The sequence below is a fragment of the Pseudomonas abyssi genome (assembly GCF_002307495.1).
GTDB classification, from domain to species: domain Bacteria; phylum Pseudomonadota; class Gammaproteobacteria; order Pseudomonadales; family Pseudomonadaceae; genus Halopseudomonas; species Halopseudomonas abyssi.
The window spans coordinates 63,595-75,925 of the sequence record NZ_NTMR01000029.1 but is presented as its reverse complement, the minus strand read 5'-3'; the positions used below and the strand labels follow the sequence as shown (position 1 = coordinate 75,925).

Here is a 12,331-nt window from a genome sequence, read left to right as displayed (position 1 = left end):
TCGTACCGTTGGCGCCGGTGTGGTAGCCAAGATCATCGAGTGATGATCTGAGTTGTACAAGGGAAAAGCCCTCGCATTGCGGGGGCTTTTCTTTTGGTTGACAGTGATGGGACGCATCAGTAGAATTGCGCCTCCCTTGGACGGGTGCATCCGTTGACCGGCTGCGCCTGAAATCAGTTGCTTGGAGTTTCTGGTCAAATGCAGAACCAACAGATCCGTATTCGGTTGAAAGCTTTTGACCATCGCCTGATCGATCAATCTACCCAGGAAATCGTGGATACCGCGAAACGTACTGGGGCTCAGGTGCGTGGTCCGATCCCTTTGCCGACTCGTAAAGAGCGTTTTACTGTTCTGATTTCGCCGCACGTCAACAAAGACGCGCGCGATCAGTATGAAATCCGTACCCATAAGCGGGTGCTGGATATCGTTCAGCCCACCGACAAAACTGTTGATGCGCTGATGAAGCTGGACCTGGCTGCAGGTGTAGAGGTTCAGATCAGCCTCGGCTGATAGCCCCACAACGGGGGCTAAAGGTCGTGTAACGCCCTGTGTTGGGCGGCCATAGCGGGTAATAGCCCCGTGCACTCATGAGGTTTACAAAATGACTATTGGTTTAGTCGGCCGGAAATGCGGTATGACCCGCGTTTTCACTGAAGATGGTGTATCTATTCCGGTTACGGTTGTAGAAGTAGAACCGAACCGCGTTACTCAGGTTAAGACCCTGGAAGCCGATGGCTATCAAGCCATTCAGGTGACTGTGGGTGAGCGTCGTGCCAATCGCGTGACCAAGCCGATGGCTGGGCATTTTGCCAAAGCCAATGCGGCTGCCGGTCGCCAGGTGCTCGAGTTCCGCCTGGAAGACAGCTCCCAGTACGAAACTGGCTCCGAGCTGACTGTTGGCCTGTTTGAAGCAGGTCAGAAGGTGGATGTAACTGGTCAGTCCAAGGGTAAAGGCTTTGCCGGTACCATCAAGCGCTGGAATTTCCGCGGCCAGGACGCTACCCACGGTAACTCTATTTCCCACCGTGTACCCGGTTCCATCGGTCAGTGTCAGACCCCTGGCCGTGTATTCAAGGGCAAGAAGATGTCTGGTCACATGGGTGCCGAGCAGGTAACCGTGCAGACTCTTGAGGTCGTTCGCGTTGACGCTGAGCGTAACCTGCTGCTCATCAAGGGCTCCGTGCCTGGCGCTACCGGTAGCGACGTTATCGTTCGCCCGGCGGTCAAGGCCAAGGGTTAAGGGGGAGTTACCATGAATCTGAATGTAGCTGGTGCAAGCGCGATCGAAGTTTCCGATCTGACCTTTGCAACCGAGTTTAACGAAACCCTGGTTCACCAAGCCGTTGTCGCGTACATGGCTGGTGCTCGTCAGGGTACCAAGCAGCAAAAGACCCGTTCCGACGTTTCCGGTGGTGGTAAGAAGCCCTGGCGTCAGAAAGGTACCGGCCGTGCCCGTGCCGGCACCATCCGCAGCCCGATCTGGCGCTCCGGTGGTACTACCTTTGCTGCCCGTCCGCAAAATCACGAGCAGAAGCTGAACCGCAAGATGTACCGCGGCGCACTGCGTTCCATTCTGTCCGAGCTGGTACGCCTGGATCGTCTGGTCGTTGTTGAGAGCTTCTCCGTTGACGCACCGAAAACCAAGGCTCTGGCCGGCAAGTTGAAGGAACTCGATCTGCAGAACGTGCTGATCGTTACCGAAGGCGTTGATGAGAACCTGTACCTGGCAGCGCGTAACCTGCCGCACGTCGACGTGCGCGACGTTCAAGGTTCTGACCCGGTTAGCCTGATCGCTTACGACAAGGTACTGATCACAGTGCCTGCTGTTAAGAAGTTCGAGGAGATGCTGGGATGAACCAAGAGCGCATTTTCAAGGTACTGCTTGGCCCGCATGTGTCCGAAAAGGCAACCGTGCTGGCCGACGGCCAGAACCAGTTCGTGTTCAAAGTGGATACCACTGCGACCAAGCTGGAAATCAAAAAGGCCGTTGAGCAGCTGTTCAACGTCAAGGTCAAGGCGGTATCGACTTTGAATGTCAAAGGCAAGACCAAGCGCACCGTTCGCGGCCTGGGCAAGCGTAATGACTGGAAAAAGGCCTACGTTAGCCTGGAAGCCGGTCAAGACATCGACTTCGCCAGCGCTGAATAAGACAGGGGTACATCATGGCAATTGTTAAATGTAAACCTACTTCCGCTGGCCGCCGCTTCGTCGTCAAGGTCGTTAACGCTGACCTGCACAAAGGTGCTCCGCACGCACCGCTGCTGGAGAAGCAAGGCAAGTCTGGTGGTCGTAACAACAATGGCCGCATCACCACGCGTCATCGTGGGGGCGGACATAAGCAACACTACCGCATCGTGGACTTCCGTCGTAACAAGGACGGCATCCCCGCTGTTGTAGAGCGCGTCGAGTACGATCCGAATCGTACTGCTCATATTGCTCTGCTGAAGTATGCCGACGGTGAGCGTCGCTACATCATCGCCCCGAAAGGCGTTGCTGCTGGCGATCAACTGGTCTCTGGTGCCGATGCGCCGATCAAGGCCGGTAACTCTCTGCCGCTGCGCAACATCCCGGTAGGTAGCACTATCCACGCGATCGAACTGAAGCCTGGTAAAGGTGCTCAGGTAGCTCGCAGTGCTGGCGCTGCTGTCCAGCTGGTTGCTCGCGAAGGTGCCTACGTCACCGTTCGTCTGCGTTCCGGCGAAATGCGCAAAGTCCTTGGCGAATGCCGCGCGACTCTGGGTGAAGTGTCCAACGGTGAGCACAGCTTGCGCTCGCTGGGTAAAGCCGGTGCCAAACGCTGGCGCGGTGTTCGTCCGACCGTTCGTGGTGTTGCCATGAACCCGGTAGATCACCCGCATGGTGGTGGTGAAGGTCGTACCTCCGGTGGTCGTCATCCGGTTTCTCCGTGGGGCTTCCCGACTAAGGGTGCCAAGACTCGGTCCAACAAGCGCACTGACAAGATGATTGTCCGTCGTCGCAGCAAGTAATTAGAGGGGATACGACAGTGCCGCGTTCTCTGAAGAAAGGTCCTTTTATCGATCTTCACCTGTTGAAGAAGGTCGAAGTGGCAGTAGAAAAGAACGACCGTAAGCCGATCAAGACCTGGTCGCGCCGTTCGATGATTCTGCCGCAGATGGTCGGTCTGACCATCGCTGTACACAATGGTCGCCAGCATGTCCCAGTTATCGTTAGCGAAGACATGGTCGGTCACAAGTTGGGCGAATTCTCTGCTACGCGTACCTACCGTGGTCACGCTGCAGACAAGAAAGCCAAGCGCTAAGGGGTTAGAAGATGGAAGTAGCCGCTACTCATAAGGGCGCCCGACTCTCTGCCCAGAAAGCGCGTTTGGTCGCCGACCAGATCCGCGGTAAGAAGGTGGATGAGGCCCTGAACCTGCTGGCATTCAGCAACAAGAAGGCCGCTGCCGTCATCAAGAAAGTACTCGAGTCCGCTATTGCGAACGCCGAGCACAACGATGGCGCAGACGTGGATGACCTCAAGGTCTCCACCGTGTTTGTCAACGAAGGTCGCTCCCTGAAGCGCATCATGCCGCGTGCCAAAGGCCGTGCTGATCGCATCATCAAGCGGTCTTGCCACATCACGGTCAAGGTTGCTGACAAGTAGGAGTCGATCAAATGGGTCAGAAAGTACATCCGGTAGGCATTCGCCTCGGTATCGTTAAACAACACACTTCGGTGTGGTACGCAGATGGTCGCAACTACGCTGACTATCTGAACACCGACCTGAAAGTACGCGCGTACATTCAGGACAAACTGAAAAGCGCCTCTGTCAGCCGCGTTGATATCCAGCGCCCGGCGCAGACAGCCCGCATTACCATTCACACTGCTCGTCCGGGCATCGTGATTGGCAAGAAGGGTGAGGACGTTGAGAAGCTGCGTCAGGATCTGACCAGCCAGATGGGCGTGCCGGTGCACATCAACATCGAAGAGATCCGCAAGCCGGAGCTCGACGGTGCCCTGGTTGCACAAAGCGTTGCTCAGCAGCTCGAGCGTCGTGTGATGTTCCGTCGTGCCATGAAGCGCGCCGTACAGAACGCCATGCGCATTGGTGCCAAGGGTATCAAGATCCAGGTTAGCGGCCGTCTTGGCGGCGCCGAGATCGCCCGTACCGAATGGTATCGTGAAGGCCGTGTGCCGCTGCACACCCTGCGTGCCGACATCGACTACGCGACAGCTGAAGCCCACACCACCTACGGTGTGATCGGTGTGAAGGTTTGGATCTTCAAAGGCGAGATCATTGGTGGTCTCCAGGAAGAAACCAAAGCCGTCGCGGCCAAGAAAAAAGCTGCTAAGTAAGGGGTACGCACATGTTACAACCTAAGCGTACGAAGTTCCGCAAGCAGATGACCGGCCACAACCGTGGTCTGGCGCATCGTGGTAGCAAGGTGAGCTTCGGTGAGTTCGCGCTCAAAGCCGTAGGCCGCGGTCGACTGACTGCACGTCAGATCGAAGCGGCTCGTCGCGCCCTGACTCGTCACGTTAAGCGTGGCGGTAAAATCTGGATTCGCGTGTTTCCGGATAAGCCCATTTCCAAGAAGCCTCTCGAGGTACGGATGGGTAAAGGTAAGGGTAACGTCGAGTACTGGGTAGCCCAGATTCGTCCGGGCAAGGTCCTTTACGAGATTGAAGGTGTTTCCGAAGAGCTGGCCCGCGAAGCGTTCGCCCTGGCCGCAGCCAAGCTGCCTCTCGCTACCACCTTTGTTAAGCGGACGGTGATGTAATGAAAGCGACAGAACTTCGTGAAAAATCTGCTGAGCAGCTGAACGAACAGCTGCTCACCCTGCTGCGCGATCAGTTCAACCTGCGCATGCAGAAAGCAACCGGTCAGCTCGGTCAAACGCATCTGCTGAACCAGGTAAAGCGCGACATCGCTCGCGTCAAGACTGTGCTCAATCAGAAGGGTGGTAACTGATCATGGCCGAGAACAAAACTGTTCGTAGCGTTACTGGCCGTGTTGTCAGTGACAAGATGGATAAAACCATCACTGTGCTCGTCGAGCGTCAGGAAAAGCACCCTCTGTACGGTAAGTACGTGAAGCGCTCTACCAAGCTCAAGGCACACGACGAGAACAACGAATGCCGCATCGGCGATCTGGTGACCATTCGTGAAACCCGTCCCTTGGCCAAAACCAAGAGCTGGGCACTGGTTCAGATCGACGAGCGCGCGGCGCAAGTCTAAGCCCGCGCAACTTAGCGGATTATTTAAGGGTCGGAGAAAGTTATGATTCAGACTCAATCCATGCTGGATGTGGCTGACAACAGTGGTGCACGTCGCGTTATGTGTATCAAGGTTCTGGGCGGTTCTCACCGCCGCTACGCCGGCATTGGCGATATCATCAAAGTGACCGTGAAGGAAGCGATTCCGCGCGGCAAAGTAAAGAAAGGCCAGGTGCTCAACGCGGTCATCGTGCGTACCCGTCACGGCGTGCGCCGTACTGACGGTTCGCTGATCCGTTTCGATGGCAACGCTGCCGTTCTGCTCAACAACAAGAATGAGCCGATCGGTACCCGCATCTTTGGGCCGGTGACTCGTGAGCTGCGTAATGAGCAGTTCATGAAGATCGTTTCCCTCGCGCCCGAAGTGCTGTAAGGAGCCCGGTCATGCAAAAGATCAAACGCGACGACGACGTAATCGTCATTGCCGGTAAAGACAAGGGCAAGCGTGGCAAAGTCCTGAAAGTTGGTGACGATGCCCGCCTGCTGGTTTCCGGTGTCAACATTATCAAGCGCCACACCAAGCCGAACCCGATGGCTGGTGCTCAGGGCGGTATTGTTGAGAAGGAGGCGCCGATCCACGTCTCCAACGTGGCAATCTTCAACCCCGAGACTAACAAAGCCGACCGTGTCGGTTTTAAAGTCGAAGACGGTAAGAAGGTTCGTATTTTCAAGTCGACCCAAAAAGCTGTCGACGCTTGAGAATCTAGGTGCTTACCATGGCGAGATTGAAAGAAACCTATCGCACTAACATCGTTCCCAAGCTCCAGGAAGAACTGGGCCTGAAGAACGTGATGGAAGTGCCGAAAATCACCAAGATCACCCTGAACATGGGCCTTGGTGAAGCAGTTGGTGACAAGAAGGTCATCGAAAACGCACTGGCTGATCTGGAAAAGATCACCGGCCGCAAGGGCATCGTTACCTACGCTCGCAAGTCTATCGCTGGCTTCAAGATCCGCGATGGCTGGCCGATTGGCGTCAAGGTCACCCTGCGTCGTGAGCAGATGTACGAATTTCTCGACCGTCTGCTGTCGATTTCCCTGCCGCGTGTTCGTGACTTCCGTGGTCTGAATGCCAAGTCCTTTGATGGCCGTGGCAACTACAGCATGGGTGTCAAAGAACAGATCATCTTCCCGGAAATCGATTACGACAAGATCGATGCTCTGCGTGGTCTGGACATCACCCTGACTACTACTGCGCGGACCGACGACGAAGGTCGTGCGCTGCTGCGCGCCTTCAACTTCCCGTTCCGTAACTAGGAGTCAGGACAATGGCAAAAGTCAGTATGAAAAACCGTGAGGCCAAGCGTGCTCGCCTGGTCGCCAAATTTGCTGCCAAGCGTGCAGCTCTGAAAGCGACCATTGGTGACGTGAACGCCTCTGTAGAAGATCGCTGGGCTGCTCAGGTAGCCCTGCAAAAACTGCCGCGCGACTCCAGCCCGGTCCGTCAGCGTAACCGCTGCCGCGTCACTGGTCGTCCGCACGGCGTATACCGCAAGTTTGGTCTGAGCCGCATCAAGCTGCGTGAAGCAGCCATGCGCGGTGACGTGCCTGGTCTGGTCAAAGCCAGCTGGTAATCCAGACTTTTATTACTCAGTTTCAGGAGCACATAGCCCATGAGTATGCAGGACCCGTTGGCAGATATGCTGACCCGTATCCGTAATGCCCAGATGGCTGAAAAGTCCAGCGTCAGCATGCCCTCGGCAAAGCTGAAGGTGGCTGTCGCCAAGGTACTTAAGGAAGAAGGTTACGTTGCCGGTTACGAAGTGGTTGGCGACGTTAAGCCGACCCTGTCTATCGAACTGAAGTACTTCGAAGGCAAGCCGGTTATCGAAGAGCTGAAGCGCGTGAGCCGTCCCGGTCTGCGCCAGTACAAGTCCGTTGAGCAACTGCCGAAGGTTAAAGGCGGTCTGGGCGTTTCTATCGTCTCCACCAACAAAGGTGTGATGACTGATCGCGCTGCTCGCGCTGCCGGTATCGGCGGCGAAGTTCTCTGCACCGTATTCTGATAGGGGGTTAACGATGTCTCGCGTCGCGAAGAACCCTGTCAAGCTGCCGCAGGGTGTAGAAATCAAACTGGACGGTCAGGCACTGTCGGTCAAGGGCGCCAAAGGTACCCTGGAACTGAGCCTGCATCCGACTGTTGAGGTTGTTCAGGAAGACGGCGAGCTGCGTTTTGCAGCCCGTGCCGGCAGCCCGAACATGGCCATGGCCGGTACTACCCGCGCTCTGGTCAACAACATGGTCATCGGCGTTAGCCAAGGCTTCGAGCGCAAGCTCCAGCTGGTTGGCGTAGGTTACAAGGCTCAGGCGAAAGGTCAGGTTCTGAACCTGGCGCTGGGCTACTCCCACCCGATCGACTATCAGCTGCCTGAGGGCGTTTCCGCTGAAACCCCCAGCCAGACTGACATCATTATCAAAGGCATCGACAAGCAACTGGTCGGCCAGGTAGCTGCGGAAATTCGTGATTTCCGTCGTCCGGAGCCCTATAAGGGCAAGGGTGTACGCTACGCCGATGAGGTAGTGCGTCGTAAAGAAGCCAAGAAGAAGTAGGGCATAGCAAATGAGCGATAAAAAAGTTATTCGTCTCCGTCGAGCTCGCCGTACGCGCCTGAAGTTGCGCGATCTGGAAGCCGTTCGTCTGTGCGTGCACCGCTCTTCGCAGCACATGTACGCACAAGTCATCTCGGCAGATGGCGCCAAAGTGCTGGCTAGCGCCTCCACTCTGGACTCCGAGCTGCGCGCTGGTTCCACCAGCAACATCGAAGCAGCCAAGAAAGTTGGCCAGCTGGTCGCAGAGCGTGCCAAGGCCGCCGGTGTAACTCAGGTCGCCTTCGACCGTTCCGGCTTCAAGTACCATGGTCGCGTAAAAGCGCTGGCCGACGCCGCTCGTGAAGGCGGGCTGGAATTCTAAGGGTAGAGTTATGGCTAATTTCGATCAAAAGCGCGACGAAGGTTACATCGAGAAGCTGGTCCAGGTTAACCGCGTTGCCAAAGTAGTTAAGGGCGGCCGCATCTTCGCTTTCACCGCACTGACTGTTGTCGGTGATGGCAAAGGTCGTGTGGGCTTCGGTCGCGGCAAGGCACGTGAAGTGCCTGCCGCCATCCAGAAGGCTATGGAAGCTGCACGTCGTAACATGATTCAGGTTGACCTGGACGGAACCACTCTGCAGTACCCTGTTCGCGCCGCTCACGGTGCGTCCAAGGTGTTCATGCAGCCGGCCTCCGAAGGTACCGGTGTCATCGCAGGCGGTGCAATGCGCGCCGTTCTCGAAGCCGCTGGCGTACACAACGTACTGGCCAAATGTTACGGTTCCACCAATCCGGTTAACGTCGTTCAGGCTACCTACAAGGGCCTGAAGTCGATGCAGTCTCCCGAGTCTGTAGCGGCCAAGCGCGGCAAGACCGTTGAAGACATCACGGGGTAAGTGGACATGGCAAACGAAAAAATCAAGGTGACTCTGTTCAAGAGTGTCGCTGGTCGTCTGCCGAAGCACCAGGCTTGTGTTAAAGGCCTGGGCTTGCGTCGCATCGGTCACACCGTTGAAGTCGAAGACACTCCGTCTGTGCGTGGGATGATCAACAAGGTCTCCTACATGGTTCGGGTAGAGGAATAAGACATGAAGCTGAATGATCTGCGTTCCGCGCCGGGTGCACGCCGTGAAAAGCTGCGCGTCGGTCGTGGTATCGGTAGCGGTCTGGGTAAGACCGCTGGCCGCGGTCACAAAGGTTTGACCTCTCGTTCCGGTGGCACCGTTGCCCCCGGTTTCGAGGGTGGTCAGCAGCCGCTGCACCGTCGTCTGCCGAAGTTTGGTTTTACTTCCAAACTGGCTATGGTCACTGCTGAAATTCGCACCAGCGAACTGAACGCAGTTGACGCTGAGGTCGTTGACCTGCAGGCGCTGAAAGATGCCAATATCATTGGCAACAAGTTTGTACGTGCGAAGATCGTCCTGTCCGGCGACGTAACCAAAGCGGTTACCGTCAAAGGCCTGGCCGTGACCAAAGGTGCACGTGCAGCGATCGAAGCAGCTGGTGGCAAGATCGAGGACTAAATGGCTAAGCAAGGCGCTCTTTCTGGAATGAATCAAGGTGGCTTGAGTGAACTCTGGGGGCGCCTGCGCTTTCTGTTCCTCGCGATCATCGTTTACCGTATCGGGGCGCATATTCCGGTTCCCGGGATAAACCCTGATCGTCTGGCCGATCTGTTCAATCAGAATTCAGAGACGATCCTTAGCTTGTTCAACATGTTCTCCGGCGGTGCTCTGGAGCGGATGAGTATCTTCGCTCTGGGCATCATGCCGTACATCTCTGCATCCATCATCATGCAGCTGATGACGGCCGTTACGCCGTCGCTGGAGCAGTTGAAGAAGGAAGGGGAGTCCGGTCGCCGGAAAATCAGTCAGTACACGCGTTACCTGACGCTGGTGCTGGCGTTTATTCAAGCCATCGGTATGTCCGTTGGTCTGGCTAGTCAGGGTGTGGCCTTCAGCACCGGGTTCAGCTTCTACTTTGTAGCGGTTACAACCTTTGTTGCCGGGGCGATGTTCATGATGTGGCTCGGTGAGCAGATCACCGAACGAGGTGTCGGAAACGGTATCTCGATGCTGATCTTCGCCGGCATTGTTGCCGGTCTGCCGGCAGCCATTGGTCAGTCCTTCGAGGGTGCCCGTTTGGGTACCATCAATATTTTTGCGTTAATCGGTGTTGGCTTGGTTGCCATCGCCATGATCGCGTTCGTGGTGTTTGTCGAGCGTGGCCAGCGCAGAATCACGGTCAACTATGCCAAGCGTCAACAAGGTCGCAAGGTGTTTGCCGCGCAGACCAGCCATTTGCCCCTCAAGGTCAACATGGCGGGTGTGATCCCGGCCATCTTCGCCAGCAGTATCCTGTTGTTCCCGGCTTCGCTGGGTACCTGGTTCGCCCAGGGTGACAACATGGAGTGGCTGCAAACCTTCGCGCAGGCAATTGGGCCGGGTAAGCCGCTGAACATCATTCTGTTTAGTGCAGGGATCATTTTCTTCTGCTTCTTCTACACAGCCTTGATGTTCAATCCGAAGGATGTTGCGGAAAACCTCAAGAAGTCCGGTGCGTTCATTCCGGGGATTCGTCCCGGTGAGCAATCGGCTCGCTACATCGATAGCGTGCTGACCCGTCTCACCCTGTTCGGTGCCCTGTACATGACCGCGGTCTGCTTGCTGCCGCAGTTCCTGGTGGTATCGGCGAATGTGCCCTTCTATCTGGGTGGGACTTCGCTGCTGATCGTTGTAGTGGTTGTTATGGACTTCATGTCACAAGTACAATCGCACCTCGTTTCTCAGCAGTACGAGTCTCTTTTGAAGAAATCTAACCTGAAGGGTTACGGCAGCGGCATGCTCCGCTGAGTATTCGGGTTATAGGAGTCGGCTATGAAAGTTGCAGCATCAGTCAAGAAGCTTTGCCGTAACTGCAAGGTTATCCGTCGCAATGGTAGCGTGCGCGTAATCTGCAGTGCTGAGCCTCGTCATAAGCAGCGCCAGGGTTAATCCCCGGTTCTGAATTAAGACTACGTCTCAGGATAACCGCCACCTGGCCATATTTTGGTCAGGTGGTTGAATTTTGTTTTTGTTAGCGCTACCCTACTGCACCCTTTTTCGAGCAACCTCTTTGGGTTGAGTCAGGTAGCTGTCAGACGGAGTAAATTGGATGGCCCGTATTGCAGGCGTCAACATCCCGGATAACAAGCACACTGTTATCTCTCTGACCTATATTTTTGGTATTGGTCAGACCAAGGCACAGCAGATCTGTGCCGCCACTGGCATTGCGCCCAGTGTCAAAATCAAGGATCTGAGCGAAGAGCAGATTGATACCCTGCGCAATGAAGTTGCCAAGAGCACGACCGAAGGTGACCTGCGCCGCGCGATCAATATGAACGTCAAGCGCCTCATGGATCTCGGCTGCTATCGTGGCCTGCGTCACCGTCGGGGTCTCCCGGTTCACGGTCAGCGCACCAAGACCAATGCTCGTACCCGTAAGGGTCCGCGCAAGCCGATCCGTAAGTAATTGCGAGGGAATCTACAGATATGGCTAAGCCAGCTGCTCGTGTACGTAAAAAAGTAAAAAAGACAGTCGTTGATGGGGTTGCCCACATCCACGCGTCTTTCAACAACACCATCATCACCATTACCGACCGTCAGGGCAACGCCCTGAGCTGGGCTACCTCCGGTGGTTCCGGCTTCCGTGGTTCGCGCAAAAGCACCCCGTTCGCTGCCCAGGTAGCGGCCGAGCGTGCCGGTCAGGCTGCTCTCGAGTATGGCCTGAAGAACCTGGACGTGTGCGTCAAAGGCCCCGGCCCGGGTCGTGAGTCTGCCGTGCGTGCGCTGAATTCTTGTGGTTACAAGATCAGCAGCATCACCGACGTCACCCCCATTCCCCACAACGGCTGCCGCCCGCCCAAGAAGCGTCGCGTTTAATCAGGAGACGGTAAAATGGCTCGTTATATTGGTCCCAAGTGCAAGCTGTCTCGTCGCGAAGGTACTGACCTGTTCCTGAAAAGCGGCGTGCGCGCTCTCGACTCCAAGTGCAAACTGGAAACTCCTCCGGGTGTTCACGGCCAACGCCGTGGTCGTCTTTCAGAATACGGTACTCAGCTGCGTGAAAAGCAGAAGGTCCGTCGTATGTATGGCGTTCTCGAGCGTCAGTTCAGCAACTACTACAAGGAAGCTGCCCGTCTGAAGGGTGCTACCGGTGAGAACCTGCTGCAACTGCTGGAGCGTCGTCTGGACAACGTCGTTTATCGCATGGGCTTTGGTGCTACTCGCGCTGAAGCACGTCAGCTGGTGTCGCACAAGTCGATCAGCGTCAACGGCAAGACCGTCAACATTGCGTCTTACTCGGTAGCCCCGGGCGACGTGGTCGCTGTTCGCGAGAAAGCCAAGAACCAGCTGCGCATCAACAGCGCTCTGGAACAGGCTGCTCAGCGTGGCGGTGCAGAGTGGGTTGAAGTTGATAGCGCCAAGAAAGAAGGCGTTTTCAAGAGCATCCCCGCTCGCAGCGATCTGTATGCCGACATCAACGAAAACCTGATCGTCGAGCTGTACTCCAAGTAAGCGACAGACAG

The 12,331-nt window shown here is 56.0% G+C and carries 26 protein-coding genes; all 26 read left to right on the top strand.

Annotation, left to right across the window (positions count from 1 at the left end; genetic code table 11):
• Positions 1-198 precede the first annotated feature (198 nt).
• The 26 genes from rpsJ to rpsD all read left to right on the top strand — a co-directional run bounded on the left by rpsJ (position 199) and on the right by rpsD (position 12,320).
• Positions 199-510, top strand: coding sequence for a 30S ribosomal protein S10 (rpsJ, locus tag CNQ84_RS18380; RefSeq protein WP_044501102.1), 312 nt, complete (start codon positions 199-201; stop codon positions 508-510).
• 91 nt (positions 511-601) lie between these two features.
• Entirely contained in the window at positions 602-1,240 is a 639-nt protein-coding gene (gene rplC, locus CNQ84_RS18375; protein WP_083728642.1) for a 50S ribosomal protein L3, read from the top strand.
• A gap of 12 nt (positions 1,241-1,252) precedes the next feature.
• A complete protein-coding gene (rplD, locus tag CNQ84_RS18370) occupies positions 1,253-1,855 on the top strand; it encodes a 50S ribosomal protein L4 (RefSeq protein ID WP_096006255.1) in 603 nt (200 codons plus the stop codon).
• Complete coding sequence (gene rplW, locus CNQ84_RS18365) at positions 1,852-2,148, top strand: 50S ribosomal protein L23 (RefSeq protein WP_083728640.1); 297 nt, start codon at positions 1,852-1,854, stop codon at positions 2,146-2,148. The genes rplD and rplW overlap by 4 nt, the downstream gene beginning before the upstream one ends.
• Positions 2,149-2,162: 14 nt before the next feature.
• A complete protein-coding gene (gene rplB, locus CNQ84_RS18360) occupies positions 2,163-2,987 on the top strand; it encodes a 50S ribosomal protein L2 (protein ID WP_083728639.1) in 825 nt (274 codons plus the stop codon).
• A 17-nt stretch (positions 2,988-3,004) separates the two neighbouring features.
• Positions 3,005-3,280, top strand: a complete 276-nt coding sequence (gene rpsS / locus CNQ84_RS18355) for a 30S ribosomal protein S19 (RefSeq protein ID WP_083728638.1) — start codon at positions 3,005-3,007, stop codon at positions 3,278-3,280.
• 11 nt (positions 3,281-3,291) lie between these two features.
• Positions 3,292-3,624, top strand: coding sequence for a 50S ribosomal protein L22 (gene rplV, locus CNQ84_RS18350; RefSeq protein ID WP_065335991.1), 333 nt, complete (start codon positions 3,292-3,294; stop codon positions 3,622-3,624).
• Positions 3,625-3,635: 11 nt separating this feature from the next.
• Entirely contained in the window at positions 3,636-4,316 is a 681-nt protein-coding gene (gene rpsC / locus CNQ84_RS18345) for a 30S ribosomal protein S3 (RefSeq protein WP_096006254.1), read from the top strand.
• Positions 4,317-4,327: 11 nt separating this feature from the next.
• On the top strand, positions 4,328-4,741 hold the full coding sequence (gene rplP, locus CNQ84_RS18340) for a 50S ribosomal protein L16 (protein ID WP_083728636.1): 414 nt from the start codon (positions 4,328-4,330) through the stop codon (positions 4,739-4,741).
• Entirely contained in the window at positions 4,741-4,932 is a 192-nt protein-coding gene (rpmC, locus tag CNQ84_RS18335; protein WP_083728635.1) for a 50S ribosomal protein L29, read from the top strand. Before rplP ends, rpmC begins: the two co-directional genes overlap by 1 nt.
• Before the next feature lie 2 nt (positions 4,933-4,934).
• The gene (rpsQ, locus tag CNQ84_RS18330; protein WP_096006253.1) at positions 4,935-5,198 is read left to right on the top strand and encodes a 30S ribosomal protein S17; all 264 of its coding nucleotides are present in this window, start codon (positions 4,935-4,937) and stop codon (positions 5,196-5,198) included.
• A 42-nt stretch (positions 5,199-5,240) separates the two neighbouring features.
• Positions 5,241-5,609 carry a 50S ribosomal protein L14 gene (gene rplN, locus CNQ84_RS18325; protein ID WP_088277353.1) on the top strand — a complete coding sequence of 123 codons (369 nt, stop codon included), beginning with the start codon at positions 5,241-5,243 and terminating at the stop codon, positions 5,607-5,609.
• Between the two features lie 11 nt (positions 5,610-5,620).
• Complete coding sequence (rplX, locus tag CNQ84_RS18320; RefSeq protein ID WP_088277355.1) at positions 5,621-5,935, top strand: 50S ribosomal protein L24; 315 nt, start codon at positions 5,621-5,623, stop codon at positions 5,933-5,935.
• A 17-nt stretch (positions 5,936-5,952) separates the two neighbouring features.
• A complete protein-coding gene (gene rplE, locus CNQ84_RS18315; protein WP_083728631.1) occupies positions 5,953-6,492 on the top strand; it encodes a 50S ribosomal protein L5 in 540 nt (179 codons plus the stop codon).
• An 11-nt stretch (positions 6,493-6,503) separates the two neighbouring features.
• A complete protein-coding gene (gene rpsN, locus CNQ84_RS18310) occupies positions 6,504-6,809 on the top strand; it encodes a 30S ribosomal protein S14 (protein WP_083728630.1) in 306 nt (101 codons plus the stop codon).
• 39 nt (positions 6,810-6,848) lie between these two features.
• Positions 6,849-7,241 (top strand): 30S ribosomal protein S8, encoded by a 393-nt coding sequence (rpsH, locus tag CNQ84_RS18305; RefSeq protein ID WP_083728629.1) that lies wholly within the window; start codon positions 6,849-6,851, stop codon positions 7,239-7,241.
• Between the two features lie 13 nt (positions 7,242-7,254).
• The gene (gene rplF, locus CNQ84_RS18300; protein WP_096006252.1) at positions 7,255-7,785 is read left to right on the top strand and encodes a 50S ribosomal protein L6; all 531 of its coding nucleotides are present in this window, start codon (positions 7,255-7,257) and stop codon (positions 7,783-7,785) included.
• A gap of 10 nt (positions 7,786-7,795) precedes the next feature.
• Complete coding sequence (gene rplR, locus CNQ84_RS18295; RefSeq protein ID WP_083728627.1) at positions 7,796-8,146, top strand: 50S ribosomal protein L18; 351 nt, start codon at positions 7,796-7,798, stop codon at positions 8,144-8,146.
• Positions 8,147-8,156: 10 nt separating this feature from the next.
• A complete protein-coding gene (rpsE, locus tag CNQ84_RS18290; protein ID WP_083728626.1) occupies positions 8,157-8,660 on the top strand; it encodes a 30S ribosomal protein S5 in 504 nt (167 codons plus the stop codon).
• 6 nt (positions 8,661-8,666) lie between these two features.
• Positions 8,667-8,849 (top strand): 50S ribosomal protein L30, encoded by a 183-nt coding sequence (gene rpmD / locus CNQ84_RS18285; protein WP_065335992.1) that lies wholly within the window; start codon positions 8,667-8,669, stop codon positions 8,847-8,849.
• A gap of 3 nt (positions 8,850-8,852) precedes the next feature.
• Positions 8,853-9,287 (top strand): 50S ribosomal protein L15, encoded by a 435-nt coding sequence (rplO, locus tag CNQ84_RS18280; protein ID WP_083728625.1) that lies wholly within the window; start codon positions 8,853-8,855, stop codon positions 9,285-9,287.
• Positions 9,288-10,616 (top strand): preprotein translocase subunit SecY, encoded by a 1,329-nt coding sequence (secY, locus tag CNQ84_RS18275; protein WP_096006251.1) that lies wholly within the window; start codon positions 9,288-9,290, stop codon positions 10,614-10,616.
• A gap of 24 nt (positions 10,617-10,640) precedes the next feature.
• Positions 10,641-10,757 carry a 50S ribosomal protein L36 gene (gene rpmJ, locus CNQ84_RS18270; RefSeq protein ID WP_074781302.1) on the top strand — a complete coding sequence of 39 codons (117 nt, stop codon included), beginning with the start codon at positions 10,641-10,643 and terminating at the stop codon, positions 10,755-10,757.
• A 160-nt stretch (positions 10,758-10,917) separates the two neighbouring features.
• Positions 10,918-11,274 carry a 30S ribosomal protein S13 gene (gene rpsM / locus CNQ84_RS18265; RefSeq protein ID WP_096006250.1) on the top strand — a complete coding sequence of 119 codons (357 nt, stop codon included), beginning with the start codon at positions 10,918-10,920 and terminating at the stop codon, positions 11,272-11,274.
• A 20-nt stretch (positions 11,275-11,294) separates the two neighbouring features.
• A complete protein-coding gene (rpsK, locus tag CNQ84_RS18260) occupies positions 11,295-11,684 on the top strand; it encodes a 30S ribosomal protein S11 (RefSeq protein ID WP_083728622.1) in 390 nt (129 codons plus the stop codon).
• 15 nt (positions 11,685-11,699) lie between these two features.
• A complete protein-coding gene (gene rpsD, locus CNQ84_RS18255; RefSeq protein ID WP_083728621.1) occupies positions 11,700-12,320 on the top strand; it encodes a 30S ribosomal protein S4 in 621 nt (206 codons plus the stop codon).
• Positions 12,321-12,331 lie beyond the last annotated feature (11 nt).

Bases quoted from the DNA above. Each gene is read 5' to 3' on its own strand.
- rpsD (WP_083728621.1), top strand. From the start codon at position 11,700: ATGGCTCGTTATATTGGTCCCAAGTGCAAGCTGTCTCGTCGCGAAGGT.
- rplN (WP_088277353.1), top strand. From the start codon at position 5,241: ATGATTCAGACTCAATCCATGCTGGATGTGGCTGACAACAGTGGTGCA.
- rplW (WP_083728640.1), top strand. From the start codon at position 1,852: ATGAACCAAGAGCGCATTTTCAAGGTACTGCTTGGCCCGCATGTGTCC.
- rpmD (WP_065335992.1), top strand. From the start codon at position 8,667: ATGGCAAACGAAAAAATCAAGGTGACTCTGTTCAAGAGTGTCGCTGGT.
- rplV (WP_065335991.1), top strand. From the start codon at position 3,292: ATGGAAGTAGCCGCTACTCATAAGGGCGCCCGACTCTCTGCCCAGAAA.
- rpsK (WP_083728622.1), top strand. From the start codon at position 11,295: ATGGCTAAGCCAGCTGCTCGTGTACGTAAAAAAGTAAAAAAGACAGTC.
- rpmC (WP_083728635.1), top strand. From the start codon at position 4,741: ATGAAAGCGACAGAACTTCGTGAAAAATCTGCTGAGCAGCTGAACGAA.
- rpsQ (WP_096006253.1), top strand. From the start codon at position 4,935: ATGGCCGAGAACAAAACTGTTCGTAGCGTTACTGGCCGTGTTGTCAGT.
- rplC (WP_083728642.1), top strand. From the start codon at position 602: ATGACTATTGGTTTAGTCGGCCGGAAATGCGGTATGACCCGCGTTTTC.
- rpsC (WP_096006254.1), top strand. From the start codon at position 3,636: ATGGGTCAGAAAGTACATCCGGTAGGCATTCGCCTCGGTATCGTTAAA.
- rplF (WP_096006252.1), top strand. From the start codon at position 7,255: ATGTCTCGCGTCGCGAAGAACCCTGTCAAGCTGCCGCAGGGTGTAGAA.
- rpmJ (WP_074781302.1), top strand. From the start codon at position 10,641: ATGAAAGTTGCAGCATCAGTCAAGAAGCTTTGCCGTAACTGCAAGGTT.
- rpsH (WP_083728629.1), top strand. From the start codon at position 6,849: ATGAGTATGCAGGACCCGTTGGCAGATATGCTGACCCGTATCCGTAAT.
- rplB (WP_083728639.1), top strand. From the start codon at position 2,163: ATGGCAATTGTTAAATGTAAACCTACTTCCGCTGGCCGCCGCTTCGTC.
- rpsE (WP_083728626.1), top strand. From the start codon at position 8,157: ATGGCTAATTTCGATCAAAAGCGCGACGAAGGTTACATCGAGAAGCTG.
- rplR (WP_083728627.1), top strand. From the start codon at position 7,796: ATGAGCGATAAAAAAGTTATTCGTCTCCGTCGAGCTCGCCGTACGCGC.
- secY (WP_096006251.1), top strand. From the start codon at position 9,288: ATGGCTAAGCAAGGCGCTCTTTCTGGAATGAATCAAGGTGGCTTGAGT.
- rplP (WP_083728636.1), top strand. From the start codon at position 4,328: ATGTTACAACCTAAGCGTACGAAGTTCCGCAAGCAGATGACCGGCCAC.
- rpsN (WP_083728630.1), top strand. From the start codon at position 6,504: ATGGCAAAAGTCAGTATGAAAAACCGTGAGGCCAAGCGTGCTCGCCTG.
- rpsM (WP_096006250.1), top strand. From the start codon at position 10,918: ATGGCCCGTATTGCAGGCGTCAACATCCCGGATAACAAGCACACTGTT.
- rplX (WP_088277355.1), top strand. From the start codon at position 5,621: ATGCAAAAGATCAAACGCGACGACGACGTAATCGTCATTGCCGGTAAA.
- rpsJ (WP_044501102.1), top strand. From the start codon at position 199: ATGCAGAACCAACAGATCCGTATTCGGTTGAAAGCTTTTGACCATCGC.
- rplD (WP_096006255.1), top strand. From the start codon at position 1,253: ATGAATCTGAATGTAGCTGGTGCAAGCGCGATCGAAGTTTCCGATCTG.
- rplE (WP_083728631.1), top strand. From the start codon at position 5,953: ATGGCGAGATTGAAAGAAACCTATCGCACTAACATCGTTCCCAAGCTC.
- rplO (WP_083728625.1), top strand. From the start codon at position 8,853: ATGAAGCTGAATGATCTGCGTTCCGCGCCGGGTGCACGCCGTGAAAAG.